A 12,699-nucleotide genomic window follows, 5' to 3' on the forward strand; every position below is an offset into this window, starting at 1 on the left:
GAATTATAGAAAGTATGGAGTAGGGTTTGAAATTTAAATTATTATACGTGAATAAAAATAAAATAAAGAATAAATTATGTTAAGGAGGGGTAGATGTGAGTAGTCAAGAAAGCAAACCAAAAGGAAATCTTATATCAAACTTTAGAGATGATATGAGAGACCCTAAAAAGAGAGCAGTATACACTTACTCAGGTTCTATAAATTTGGCATATAATTTTATAGGCTACTTTGTATCAACAGTAACAAACATATTTTTAACTGATGTAGCAAAGCTTGGTGTAATTATGGCAGGTGGTATGCAAATAATACAATCTTTCATAAAAATGGCTGTGGCTCCGATAACAGGGACTATATTTGACAAGCAACCATTTAAAAAAGGAAAATATTATCCTTGGCTTAGGTATGCACCTGCAGCATTAGCACTAACATATGGAGTATTTTTCATAGTTCCATTAATGAAAATAAGTCCAACATTACTTTTACCTTTAATGACAGCATTATTGTTAATAGCATCTTGTGCTCAACAAGTAGTTTTCACTATAATCTATGCTATTTACCCTGTGGTTACTAAAACACCTAGAGACAGAGTTATAGGTTCAACTACTACAAATATATTCAAAGAAGTTGGAAAATTTTTAGTAGGTTTTTCATATCCGTTATTATTAGTTTTATTTGCAGATGTACTAGGTGGAGAAGGAATGGGTTATTTAGGTACTTATCTATTCTTTGCAGTAGGATGTCTTCTAGTATTTTGGTTTTCTTCAACAGAAATAATAAAGTCTGGAGCAGAAGCTGAAGTACTTCAAAAAGAAGAAAAACCAAAAATTAAAGCAAGTGAAATGCTAAAAGCTTTATTTACTAATGTACCACTTATGATGGCATTCTGTTTAGAGTTTCTTATATGCATAAGATCTATAGGGCTAGGACCTTTAGCTCCTTATTACTTTAAGTATGTAATAGAAGATGAACGTGGCTTGGCAGTATTTTTAGCAATAATGCCTTTGGTAAGTGTAGGATTTATGTTTTTCGCACCAGTGTTTATAAGAATTTGTAAAGAACAAAAATTAGCTTCAATAATTTCTTTCTCTATATGCGCATTATGTCACTTGTTAGTTGCATGGACTCCTTGGGGGAGAACAACTTTAGGGGTAACTATGCTACTGGCAATTGGTGGAGGTTTCTCAAATGTAGTATCAATAATAAATCTTAACTTCTTTGCTGGTTCTTGTGATTATGGACATTGGAAATCAGGAAAAGATTTACCAGGTCTAAGTATGTCACTATATCCAGTTGCAATACAAGTAGGTGTACTACTTGCGACTACTATAAGAACAATTTTAATGAATTCAATGGGATATCAAGCTGATATGGTAGTTACAGCAGCAGTTAAAACAGGTTTTATAAATATGATTTCTTACTCTATGGCAATACCTTTAATAATAGCTATTGTTATAGCAATCTTATATCCAGTAAGTGATAAAAAATTAAATCAAATAAGAGAAGAATTAAATCAAAGAAATGCTTAATAAAAAATTTGAGTAAATGACTTAGTTTAGTTGTTAGAGTAAGTAGACGCAATAGCGTTTATATAAATGAAAATACATATACAGGGGGGGCTTTTAAAAATGATAGAAAAATTATTGAGAAATACAGTAAAAGAATTACATCAATATGTTCCAGGTGAACCAATAGAAAAAGTAAAAGAAAAATATGGTGTAAAAGAAATAATAAAACTAGCTTCAAATGAAAATCCTCTGGGACCATCACCAAAAGCAATGGAAGCTATGATTGAAATGTTAAAACAAGGTCAACTTTATCCAGAGCCAGAAGCTAATGAACTTAGAAGAAAATTGGCTGAAAAATTGGATTTAAAACCAGAAAATTTCATTGTTGCTAATGGTGCAGATAACGTTATCACACTAATAGGTGAAGCATTTATAAATAGAGGAGATGAAGTTATATACTGTGACCCAACATTCCCATCTTATAGAACAGCAACTGTTAAAAATGAAGGAATACCAGTAGAAGTACCTTTAACAGAGGATTATAAGTATGATTTACAAGGTATATTAGATAAGATTACAGATAAAACAAAATTAATATGTATATGTAATCCTAATAATCCAACAGGAACAATTGTAGATGATAAAGAATTGGAAGAATTTTTAAAGAAAGTCCCTGAAAATATTATAACTATATTAGATGAAGCATATATAGAATTTTTAACAGTGCCTAATTATGTGGATGGTCTTAAATATGTAAGAGAAAATTATAATGTTATAGTGACAAGAACTTTCTCTAAAATATATGGTCTTGCAGGACTTAGAGTAGGGTATGGTATTGCTAAAGATGAGATAATAAGAACTTTATTTACAGTAAAAGAACCTTTCTCTGCTAATCGTGTTGCGATAAGTGGAGCAACAGCCGCACTTGATGATGATGAATTTATAAAGGAAACATATGAGTTAAATAGAGCTGGAATGGCTTATTTCAAAGAAGAGTTCACAAAAATGGGATTTGATGTTGTAGATTCACAATCAAACTTCCTTTATGTAGATATGAAAACAGATATACCTAAGTTATTTGAAGACTTAAAACAAAGAGGTTTTGTAATAAGACCAAATGCTACACATGTGCGTGTAAGTATTGGAACTATGGAAGAAAACAAGAAATTTGTAGCAGTTTTAAAAGAAATATTAAATCTTAAAGAAGAACCAAGTATTAGCTAATAGATAGAAATATTACGAAATGGGGTGTAACTATGAGTTTAAAAATAAACGCAGAGAGATGTAAAAGCTGTGAATATTGCGTTATATCTTGTAAAAAAGGAGCATTAAAAATATCCGATAATATAAACACAGAAGGATATACTCATGTAGAAGTTGATGAAAGCAAATGCATACTTTGTGGAATTTGTTATCAAGTATGTCCAGATAATGTATTTGAAATAATTAAAGAAGAAGCAAGTCAAGAGGCTTAAAAGGAGTTGGGAGAATATGAAAAAAATGTGGAAGGGAAACCACGCCATTGCAGAAGCAGCTCTAAGAGGTGGTTGTGAATTTTATGCAGGATATCCAATCACACCACAAACCGAGGTAATGGAATTTTTATCACATAGAATGTCTGAACTTGGAAGAACTTTTATACAATCTGAAAATGAAATGGCTGCTATATACATGGTATATGGAGCATATGCAAGTGGAATGAGGTCTATGACAAGTTCTTCAGGGCCAGGAATATCTTTAAAACAAGAAGGAATCTCATATTTATGTGCAAACCATTATCCTTGTGTAATTGTAAATGTACAAAGATGGGGACCTGGTCTTGGTTCACTAGATTCAGCACAAACAGACTACCTAAGAGACACTAGAGGGGGAGGAAATGGAGATTATCATCTAATAGTTTATGCACCAAATAGTATTCAAGAAACTGTAGATTTAATGTATAACTCATTTGATGTAGCGGAGAAATATAGAGTGCCTGTTGAAATTTTGACAGAAGCAGCTTTAGGTCAAATGATGGAACCAGTAGAGTTTCCTGAATTTAAGAAAAGAGAAGAAGACTTAGGTTGGACTTATGATGGTAGTAATAGAGACCATGCAAAAGTTCCAGATAACCAAAAACCAGCTTTTTGTATGGAGAAGCGTATGAGAATAACTGAAAATGAACAACAATGGGAAGATTATCAAGTTGAAGATGCAGAATATGTGTTTGTAGCGTTCGGTATACCATCAAGAACAACTATGAATGCTGTTAGAAGACTTAGAGAACAAGGAGAAAAAGTTGGAATAATAAGACCAATAACAGTGTGGCCTTTCCCATATAAAGCATTTGAAAAGGTAAATAAAGATGTAAAAGGATTTATCTCAGTAGAGTCAACTGATACAGGTCAGTTAGTAGAGGATGTTGCATTAGCTTCAAAGAAAATATGCAAAGAAAATGTACCTGTTTATGGATTATTTAGTGGAAATCATATACCAAAAACATTACAAGTAATGGACACTTACAGCAAAATAAAATCTGGCGAAATTAAGGAGGTGTTCTAATATGGCTACAGATAGATTAACACCTAGCATTGTTTCAATACCAAACAAATTTTGTCCAGGTTGTGGTCATGGAATAGTAAACCGTATAATAGCAGAAGTGATAGAAGAAAATGGATATGAAAAAAATCATGTATTAACTTTAGGCGTTGGCTGTGTTTGTAATATGAATTTTAGCTGGAATGGTGATAAGATGCAAACTGCACATGGTAGAGCTTCATCTACAGCCATAGGAGTTAAAGTAGCACGAACAGATATGTTAGTTATGACTTATCAAGGTGATGGAGATGCATATGTTATAGGTCTTTCTGAAACATTAAATACTGCATATAGAAATCATAATATAACTGTATTTGTAATAAATAACAATAACTTTGCAATGACTGGTGGTCAAATGTCATGGACTACTATGCCAGGTCAAGTTACAACAACAAGTGTAAATGGAAGAGATATAAAAACTACTGGTAGTCCATTAAAAGTTCCTGAAATGGTGGCAAATTACTTTGATGTAGCCTATGTAGCAAGAGGTTCAGTTCATAGTCCAAAAGAAATAATTAATCTAAAAAAATATATAAAGAATGCTATAGAAGCTCAATTAAATGGAGAGGGATATTCATTGGTTGAAATATTAGCACCTTGCCCAACTAACTGGGGTGTATCATTAGAAAAATCTATCCAGTGGATGGAAGAAGAAATAGTGCCATATTATACTCTTGGCGAATTTAAGCAAAGGGATGGTGAATAGTTATGGAAAAAGAGTTAGTATTTGCAGGATTTGGTGGTCAAGGAGTTTTAACTTTAGGTTTAATTGTAGCTGAATCAGCACTTGAATTAGGAAAACAAGTTACTTGGATGCCAGCATATGGTCCAACTATGAGAGGTGGAAAAGCATATAGTGTGGTTAAGTTTTCTGATGAGAGTATAGGTGGACCTGATATGGAAGAAATAGATGTTTTAGTAGCGATGAATAAGCCATCCTTAGATTATATAAATTTAGTAAAAGAAGGAGGAACAGTAGTTATTAATACGTCTGCGATAGATGAAAATATAGCATTAAGAGAAGATGTAAATGTAGTTAAAATAAATTGTCAGGAATTAGCTCAAAAGGCAAACAATCCAAAAGCTGCAAATGTAGTAGTTCTTGGAGCATTGATTGCAAAAACAGGATTATTTGAGAAAGAATTAGCCATAAAAACTATGTGTGATTTCTTTGAGGAAAAAGGAAAAGGCAAATTTAATGTTCAAAATGAAGCAGCATTCATGGAAGGCTATAATAACGCCATTTAATAAATTACCCTTATCTTAAGTGGTTCATCTCAAGATTTAACAAATCTTAAGTGCCAAGAGAAGCTTTATCTTGAGATAGAATTCACTTAAAATCACAACTATAAAATATATAGGAGAGTGAATTTATGAGTTTGGAAAAACTTATTAGACCAAAGAGTATTGCTATAGTAGGAGTTACTGATAAACTTGGCTTTGGTAGAAGTGCAGCACTTAGCATAGTAAAAAGTAAAAATACAGACAGAGTATATTATGTAAATCCCAAAAGAGAAGAATTATTTGGGAGAAAGTGCTATAAGACAATACAAGAAGTTCCAGAAGTTGTAGACTGTGTGGTAGTATGTACACCTAGAAATGTAGTTCCATCTGTGTTAAAAGATTCTGGAGAATTAGGAACAAGGGCAGCAGTGGTATATGCTAGTGGATTTGCAGAAGAAGGAACAGAAGATGGAGTAGATTTAGAAAATCAACTTATAGAAATATCTAATACATATGATATGAAAATATTAGGTCCAAACTGTATGGGATTACTAAACTGCATAGATAAAGTTAATCTATGGGCTGGTGGTTCTAAGTGGGATTTGGATACTAAAAAACCAGGGATAGGAATTGTAGGGCAGAGTGGATTTATAACTGCAGAAATTGTTTCAAGTGATTATTTTAATATATCTTATGGTTTTTCAACAGGAAATGGAAATATAGTTACACTAGAAGATGCAGTAGACTTTCTTGTAGATGATAATTATGCATCAGTAATAGCTATTTATCTTGAGGGGCTAAAAAATCCTCAAAAATTTATAAATGCACTAAAAAAAGCAGCTCAAAAAAGAAAACCAGTAATAATCTTGAAGTCAGGAAGGTCAGAAAAAGGAGCTATATCAGCTGCTTCTCATACAGGAAACTTAGCTGGTTCAAGTAAAGCTTTTGAGAGTATTTTTGAAAAGTATGGAGTAATTTCTGTAGAGAATTTAGAACAATTTATGAGTTTAGCTCAGGCTTTTAGTGTTTTAGATGGTAATTTGCCTAAAAATTCTAATTTTGCAGCAATAAACTTCTCAGGGGGAGAAAATACTATTTGTGCAGATTTAGCAGAAGAAAATTGTGTAGAACTTGCAGAAATATCCACTGAAACTAAAGAAGAGATGAAAAAATATCTTCCAGGATTTGCAACACCTAAAAATCCATTGGATGCTACAACTGCATTATTTCATGAAAAAGATATGATAGTAGGTTTATTACATACATTTGATAAAGATGATAGTGTTGGATTTACTATGATAGGTGCAAATATAAGAGATGAAGAAAATGAAATGCATGAGACTCTTTGTCAAGCTGTAAGTGAAGCTAGAGAACAAGGATTGAAGAAGCCTGTATTTGCAGTTCCTACACTTGAAGGAAATAGATATCTAAATTATAGGGCTAGATTAGAAAATAGTCAAGTACCTATAATGTCATCAGTTGGAACTACATTTACTTGTTTCAATAAAATGGCTAAATTTGTAGATTATGATTATTCAAAGAGAACTTTAGAATTTGAAGCTGTTAAGAAAAGAGACTCAAACAATGTAGTAGCCTTATCAGAATTAGATAGTAAAATTGAAATGAAGAAATATGGAGTACCAGTGCCAGGTCAAGGTATTGCAAAAAGTATTGATGAATTAGATAAAATTTTGAAGTACATCAACTATCCTGTTGTATTAAAAATAAACTCTTCAGAGATATTACATAAATCTGATGTTGGAGGAGTCGAAGTAGGAATCAATAATAGAGAAGAGGCAGTAAGTGCATATAATGAGATTTTAATTAATGTAAAAGAAGCAAAACCAAATGCCAAGATTGATGGTATACTGGTTCAAGAAATGGTTGAAAGTGGAGTAGAAATAATTATTGGTATAACTAATGATGACCAATTTGGACCAATGCTATTAGTTGGTTTAGGTGGAGTATTTGTAGAAGTATTTAAAGATACTACTTTATATCCATTACCTATAAATCATGATGAAGCTATAATGATGCTTAAAAAATTAAAATCATTTAAGCTTTTAAATGGATACAGAGGCAGCGAACCTTGCGATGTTGATGCTCTTGCAGATATGATGGTTAAATTAGGGAAATATGCTTATGAAAACAAGGATGAGGTTAAGGAAATAGATTTAAATCCTGTATTTGTATATCCTAGGGGAAAAGGTGTATGTGCAGTAGACGCTTTAATAGTTAAATATAAATAGTTAACAAGTTTTGGTATTCAACCATAATCAAAGTACCGACTGAAAATTACACTAATTTATAGATTGTGATTTTCAGTCACCCCACATTTAATTATAGAATACTTTAAGTTAAAAATAGAGTTTTAAATATGATTGTAAAATAGCAATGTATAAAAAGTAAAATACTACATATAAGACAAATCATAAAGGGTGTTTTAATGAATAGAATCAATCTTGATTTTCATTAAAACACCCTATCTATTATACTAAAAATTTTAACGTTAATATTTTTATATTGTTACAGGTGGATTTGTTGGTGCTGAATATATGCGAGTAGCCAATTCTTGGTCTACAAAGAATAACCCACCTTCTCCAGCAAGTTTAACACGTTTTATATTGTCTTCGCAAGTTGTCTCTTCTTCTGCTTGTTCAGATATAAACCAAAGTAAGAATTGAGAAGTTCTAAAGTCTGTTTCAGAGTTTGCTACAGCAGCTAGATTGTTTATTAAAGCAGTAACCTTTTGTTCATGAGCTAATGTACGTTCAAGAATATCCATTGCAGAAGTGAAGTCTGCATCTGGCATTGGTATAGCATCAAGTTGAACCTTTCCTCCTACATTATGTAAGTATTTGTAAAAATACATAGCATGGTCTGTTTCTTCTTTATATTGAACATAAAACCAATTAGAAAATCCTTTAAGTCCTTCTGCTTCAAGGTAAGAAGACATAGAAAGGTAAAGATATGCAGAATATAATTCATGGTTAATCTGTTCATTAAGTAATTTTTCCATTTTAGCTGAAATCATTTTTATACCTCCAAATTTTAAACGCTCTTATAAGATATAATAATATTAAATGGAAAAATATTCAACAAAACTAATTAAATATTTTAATATTTTACATGTTTAATCAAAATTTATACTACCATTAAAAAAATTATAGCTTACTATGGCTACAGAGCCAATTAGTGGTGCATTTGCTCCAAAATTTGAATGTCTTACATTTATTTTTTTATATTTAGAAAAACTTGCTGAAGCAGTCAATTTTTTTAATAATGTATTTTCTATAAATGTACCAGGGATATTAAAGTCATAACCTATTATTATAGAACTACAATCAATTAAGGTAAGTGTATTTACTAATGCATATGATATATATGTACAAAATTCATCAAGCAAAAACATCCCTAGATTATCTTTGTTATTGGCTTCATCTATTAACTTGACTAGAGAAAAATCTTTACAATTAATTAGTGGAGAATCTGGATAAATATGACTTAATGATTCAATTCTTTTAATTAACTTACTCACACTTGTATAATAGTCTAGACATCCATTATTTCCACAACTACATACTGGACCACTAAAATTAATAGATGTATGTCCTATTTCACCACTTTGACCTAAATTACCAGTGTGAAGTTTATTTTCTAATACTAAACCAGCTCCAATTCCATTCATTATATGTAAATATATATAATTTGGAATATCTTTGCCTAGACCATACATTTTTTCAGCCAAAGCACCTGCATTAGCATCATTTATCAAAAATATAGGTAAATCAGATATTTCTCCTATAAAATTTACTATGTTTAGGTTTGATACATTTCCAAAGTCTGGAGGATTTAATATTATACCATTTATATTATCTACAGGACCTATTGAAGAAATGCCAATTCCAATTATATCTCTTTTGTTATTTTTCATTATTTTAGTAAACATTCTTTTTATTATATCTTTTAAAACATCATTTGACAGATATTTAGGGTAAGTCTCAAAAAGTTGTTTGACAATATTACCTTTTAAATCCGCAATGATTACCTTACAAATATTTCTTCTTATCAAAATGCCACAAACACAAGGAGATATATTAGAAATATCTAATAAAATAGGTTTACGACCTGATGAATGTGCATTTAAAGTTGATGATTCTATCTCTCTAATCATGTTTTCATTAATAAGCTCAGTGACTAGATTTGATAAAGTCATTTTAGTAAGACCTGTAGATTTAGCTAAATCAACTCTAGACATAGGAGTATTTGTAGAAAGTAGTTTCAGTATTATTAACTTATTTTTAATTTTTACATCTTTTATGTTAGAACCTTGTTTGTTGCTCATTGGAAATCTCCTTAAAAAAGTTAAGTATTTTTATGTATTTTCATATATATACTATGACCTTATAATAGAATAACATTTGATTAAGTTCGAAAATACCATTAACTAGAATATATCACATTATATATTAGAATAGCACTAAAAATATGTTATAATAGGGTGAAAAAATATTGAAGTAAATTAAGGTATATAATAATGAATTAGAATTTGAGGTGAAATACTATAGATAATTATACAAAAGAAGAATTGGTGGAAACACTGAGAGTAGTATCTTCAGTTATCAGTAGATGTGAAAAAGCACAACTAAAGTTTATGGAAGGGTCTTCTCAACACTCACTCCTTAAGAATAGGATAAAAGCGATGTATATTTCGAAATCATTAATAACAGAGGAAAGTATAATCGATAAATATACAAAAGAAGAATTAATAGAAGCACTACGACCTGTATCTTCAAGTATAAACAAATGTGAAAAAGCACAGTCAAAATTTGCAGAGGGTACTACTAATTACAAACGATTTAGAAATATAATAAAAGCAATGTATATTTCTAAATCATTAATAACAGACGAAATTAATAGAAGAAATTAAATTCCAGATTTTTAAGTTATTAGAAGCTTATTTTTTAGGTTATTTTGAAAAAATAATTATTTATATTTCTAAAATGAGAAAATCACTTTATATAATCAATTGGAATAATAGAAAGCCACTTAAATGCTAGATTTTGTGGCTCTTTTTGATTTATTATACTTAGAATTTCCTAATAAATTTGTCAAATTACTTATTTAAATTAAGTTTTAATTTTTATAATATATTTATTCAATAATAAAAGTATTATATAATTTATGATAAATTTTTATATGCAATAAATTTCATTATTGTATAATTTTAAAATAAATATAAGGTGTATTTATCAATTTTTATTACAAATTGTTACCGAATATGTATGTATTAGAACTGAAATATGGGAAATTGTAACTAAAATGTAAATTTTTTCTCTAATCTATCTAATATTATGGAAACTTTTTGTAATTTATGATATAATAAGAAACATATAATTATTAAATTATAATAAATGACTATAGCGTAGATGTATTACTATGTTATAGTCATTTTTGGATTAAGCTTGATATATCAAGGGGGAAGAATATGAGAACAATTAAAAGAGTTTTAGCATTAGGTTTAACATTAGCTATATTTCTAATGAATGCACCTAATGTAAGTGCATTAACATCAGATACCATTAAAGGTAAGAACATATATGAGACGGCTGGATTAATAGCAGATAAAACGAGCTATGATACAGCCATTGTGGTAAATATGGATAGTTCTATAGCAGATGGTCTTTCAGCAAGTGGTCTTGCTGGTGCTGTAGATGCTCCAATTTTGCTTGCTCAAAAAAGTAACATACCAAATGAAACAAAACAAAGATTAAAAAATGTAAAAAAGATATACATAATAGGTAAAGAGTTGTCAATAAGTAAGTCAGTAGAAACTGAGCTGAAAAATACAGGAGCACAAGTAACTAGACTAGGTGGAGATGATAGAATAAAGACTAGTTATAGTGTTGCCAAAGAAGTAAGTACCATTAAAAAAGTTGATGAAGTTATATTAACTAATGCATATAAAGGAGAGGCTGATACTATAAGTGCTGCACCTGTCTCAGTAAGAGATGTAGCTCCTATAGTACTTACAGATGGAAAAAGTGTTCCTTTTTCAACAAGTAATGTAAAATCATATGCTGTAGGTGGAAGTATTTCTATGAGTACTAGTTTAGTTAACAAGACTAACTCTAAGAGACTTGGTGGTTCAGATAGATATGATACAAATAAAAAAGTTATAAAAGAATTTTATCCAGATTCATCAGAATTTTATTTAAGTGATGGATATGATTTAGTGAATGCTCTTACAGGTTCTACAATTGCTAAAGATAATCCAATTGTATTAGTATCAGAAGATAGTGATAAATCCATACTAGCAGGAGCAGATAAGATTACTAGATTAGGTTCAATAAGCGATAGTGTGTATAATAAATGTGTTTCTGCTGCACAGAATAATGGTGATTCATCTACAAAAGGGGATTCACCTATAAAAGATGAGACAAGTATATTAGGTGAACCAACAGCTAGTTTAGAAGCTTGTCTAAAATGGGCTAAATCTAAAAAAGCAAATGATTTATTTATAGAATTGATACCAATACTATATGATACAGCTGTTCAAGAAGGTGTAAATCCTGTTTTAGCAGTAGCTCAATCAGCAAAAGAAACTGGTTTCTGTAATTTTGGTGGAGTATTAGATGCATCATTTAAGAATCCTTGTGGACTTAAGACTTCTGTTGGTGGTTCTGATACTGACAAAAATGCACACTCAAGATTTGATACTTGGGAAGAGGGAATACTAGCTCAAATTCAACATTTATGTCTATATGCAGGACAAGAGGGCTATCCACTTTCAAATCCAGTAGACCCTAGACATGAAAAATCTTTATTTGGGAAAGCTAAAACAGTTGAAAGTCTTTCTAATAATTGGGCTGGTGGTCAATATGGACAAGACTTAGTTAGAATGATGGGAGAAATTGAGGCGACAAAGTAATTAAATTATTAATTTAACAGCTATATTTATTGGGTTTCATTTAAATAGCTAATTTAAAACTACAAATAAGGAAAATTTATCATGAAAAAAAGTAATGTTTTTAGTATTATATTTCCTACAATCATAATGTTATTGATGTTTTTAACTTTTGCTACAGATATATTTAATATACCAGATATTCCTGCCAAAGGGATTTTTGTAATAGGTATGGTTTTGATTTTTCCAATTGCTTTTTTAATTCAAGGGATAGTTTGTGTATTGAGTAAAACTAACTTGATTTTATCACTTGTAGTATCTTTAATAACTTATATAATATTAATGTATATATTTTTAAATGATTCAGCATATATCTATGTTTTACTTTATGCCGCATTTTATATGATTGGATATATAACCACTAAGATTTGTCAAAAAATGCAAATTTTTAAAAGATAAATTAAATAAAATATATTAATAAGGAAG

The 12,699-nt window shown here is 30.1% G+C and carries 12 protein-coding genes; 10 read left to right on the plus strand and 2 right to left on the minus strand.

Annotated elements, in window-relative coordinates; translation table 11 throughout:
• The first annotated feature begins 95 nt into the window (after nt 1-95).
• From KGF46_RS05255 to KGF46_RS05285, 7 genes are all read left to right on the plus strand, one after another.
• Entirely contained in the window at nt 96-1,526 is a 1,431-nt protein-coding gene (locus KGF46_RS05255; protein ID WP_227828827.1) for an MFS transporter, read from the plus strand.
• A gap of 99 nt (nt 1,527-1,625) precedes the next feature.
• Nucleotides 1,626-2,729 (plus strand): histidinol-phosphate transaminase, encoded by a 1,104-nt coding sequence (gene hisC, locus KGF46_RS05260; RefSeq protein WP_227842343.1) that lies wholly within the window; start codon nt 1,626-1,628, stop codon nt 2,727-2,729.
• A 32-nt stretch (nt 2,730-2,761) separates the two neighbouring features.
• Nucleotides 2,762-2,980: an indolepyruvate ferredoxin oxidoreductase subunit alpha gene (locus KGF46_RS05265; protein WP_227828825.1), complete on the plus strand. Its 219-nt coding sequence runs from the start codon at nt 2,762-2,764 to the stop codon at nt 2,978-2,980.
• 16 nt (nt 2,981-2,996) lie between these two features.
• Nucleotides 2,997-4,046 (plus strand): 3-methyl-2-oxobutanoate dehydrogenase subunit VorB, encoded by a 1,050-nt coding sequence (gene vorB / locus KGF46_RS05270; RefSeq protein ID WP_227434866.1) that lies wholly within the window; start codon nt 2,997-2,999, stop codon nt 4,044-4,046.
• Nucleotide 4,047: 1 nt separating this feature from the next.
• Nucleotides 4,048-4,788, plus strand: coding sequence for a thiamine pyrophosphate-dependent enzyme (locus KGF46_RS05275; protein ID WP_227842348.1), 741 nt, complete (start codon nt 4,048-4,050; stop codon nt 4,786-4,788).
• 2 nt (nt 4,789-4,790) lie between these two features.
• Nucleotides 4,791-5,330: a 2-oxoacid:acceptor oxidoreductase family protein gene (locus KGF46_RS05280; RefSeq protein ID WP_227828823.1), complete on the plus strand. Its 540-nt coding sequence runs from the start codon at nt 4,791-4,793 to the stop codon at nt 5,328-5,330.
• A gap of 125 nt (nt 5,331-5,455) precedes the next feature.
• Entirely contained in the window at nt 5,456-7,555 is a 2,100-nt protein-coding gene (locus KGF46_RS05285) for an acetate--CoA ligase family protein (RefSeq protein ID WP_227861836.1), read from the plus strand.
• Nucleotides 7,556-7,824: 269 nt separating this feature from the next.
• Here KGF46_RS05285 and KGF46_RS05290 read toward each other — a convergent pair whose 3' ends face one another.
• Together KGF46_RS05290 and KGF46_RS05295 are read right to left on the minus strand one after the other, a co-directional pair.
• The gene (locus KGF46_RS05290) at nt 7,825-8,340 is read right to left on the minus strand and encodes a ferritin (RefSeq protein ID WP_227842351.1); all 516 of its coding nucleotides are present in this window, start codon (nt 8,338-8,340) and stop codon (nt 7,825-7,827) included.
• A gap of 99 nt (nt 8,341-8,439) precedes the next feature.
• A complete protein-coding gene (locus KGF46_RS05295; RefSeq protein WP_227828820.1) occupies nt 8,440-9,651 on the minus strand; it encodes an ROK family transcriptional regulator in 1,212 nt (403 codons plus the stop codon).
• A 246-nt stretch (nt 9,652-9,897) separates the two neighbouring features.
• Between KGF46_RS05295 and KGF46_RS05300 the strand changes: the two genes are divergently transcribed.
• The 3 genes from KGF46_RS05300 (at nt 9,898) to KGF46_RS05310 (ending at nt 12,672) form a co-directional block, all read left to right on the plus strand.
• Nucleotides 9,898-10,236 carry a hypothetical protein gene (locus KGF46_RS05300; protein ID WP_413926878.1) on the plus strand — a complete coding sequence of 113 codons (339 nt, stop codon included), beginning with the start codon at nt 9,898-9,900 and terminating at the stop codon, nt 10,234-10,236.
• Nucleotides 10,237-10,794: 558 nt separating this feature from the next.
• The gene (locus KGF46_RS05305) at nt 10,795-12,237 is read left to right on the plus strand and encodes a cell wall-binding repeat-containing protein (RefSeq protein WP_227828819.1); all 1,443 of its coding nucleotides are present in this window, start codon (nt 10,795-10,797) and stop codon (nt 12,235-12,237) included.
• An 81-nt stretch (nt 12,238-12,318) separates the two neighbouring features.
• Nucleotides 12,319-12,672, plus strand: a complete 354-nt coding sequence (locus KGF46_RS05310) for a hypothetical protein (RefSeq protein WP_227841466.1) — start codon at nt 12,319-12,321, stop codon at nt 12,670-12,672.
• Nucleotides 12,673-12,699 lie beyond the last annotated feature (27 nt).

This window comes from Clostridioides sp. ZZV14-6153 (genome assembly GCF_020657855.1).
Taxonomy (GTDB): Bacteria; Bacillota; Clostridia; order Peptostreptococcales; family Peptostreptococcaceae; genus Clostridioides.

What these genes read in the sequence shown, in the direction of transcription:
- KGF46_RS05285 (WP_227861836.1), top strand. Translation starts at nt 5,456, where the DNA reads ATGAGTTTGGAAAAACTTATTAGACCAAAGAGTATTGCTATAGTAGGA.
- KGF46_RS05275 (WP_227842348.1), top strand. Translation starts at nt 4,048, where the DNA reads ATGGCTACAGATAGATTAACACCTAGCATTGTTTCAATACCAAACAAA.
- hisC (WP_227842343.1), top strand. Translation starts at nt 1,626, where the DNA reads ATGATAGAAAAATTATTGAGAAATACAGTAAAAGAATTACATCAATAT.
- KGF46_RS05290 (WP_227842351.1), bottom strand. Translation starts at nt 8,340, where the DNA reads ATGATTTCAGCTAAAATGGAAAAATTACTTAATGAACAGATTAACCAT.
- KGF46_RS05280 (WP_227828823.1), top strand. Translation starts at nt 4,791, where the DNA reads ATGGAAAAAGAGTTAGTATTTGCAGGATTTGGTGGTCAAGGAGTTTTA.
- KGF46_RS05265 (WP_227828825.1), top strand. Translation starts at nt 2,762, where the DNA reads ATGAGTTTAAAAATAAACGCAGAGAGATGTAAAAGCTGTGAATATTGC.
- KGF46_RS05295 (WP_227828820.1), bottom strand. Translation starts at nt 9,651, where the DNA reads ATGAGCAACAAACAAGGTTCTAACATAAAAGATGTAAAAATTAAAAAT.
- KGF46_RS05310 (WP_227841466.1), top strand. Translation starts at nt 12,319, where the DNA reads ATGAAAAAAAGTAATGTTTTTAGTATTATATTTCCTACAATCATAATG.
- KGF46_RS05305 (WP_227828819.1), top strand. Translation starts at nt 10,795, where the DNA reads ATGAGAACAATTAAAAGAGTTTTAGCATTAGGTTTAACATTAGCTATA.
- vorB (WP_227434866.1), top strand. Translation starts at nt 2,997, where the DNA reads ATGAAAAAAATGTGGAAGGGAAACCACGCCATTGCAGAAGCAGCTCTA.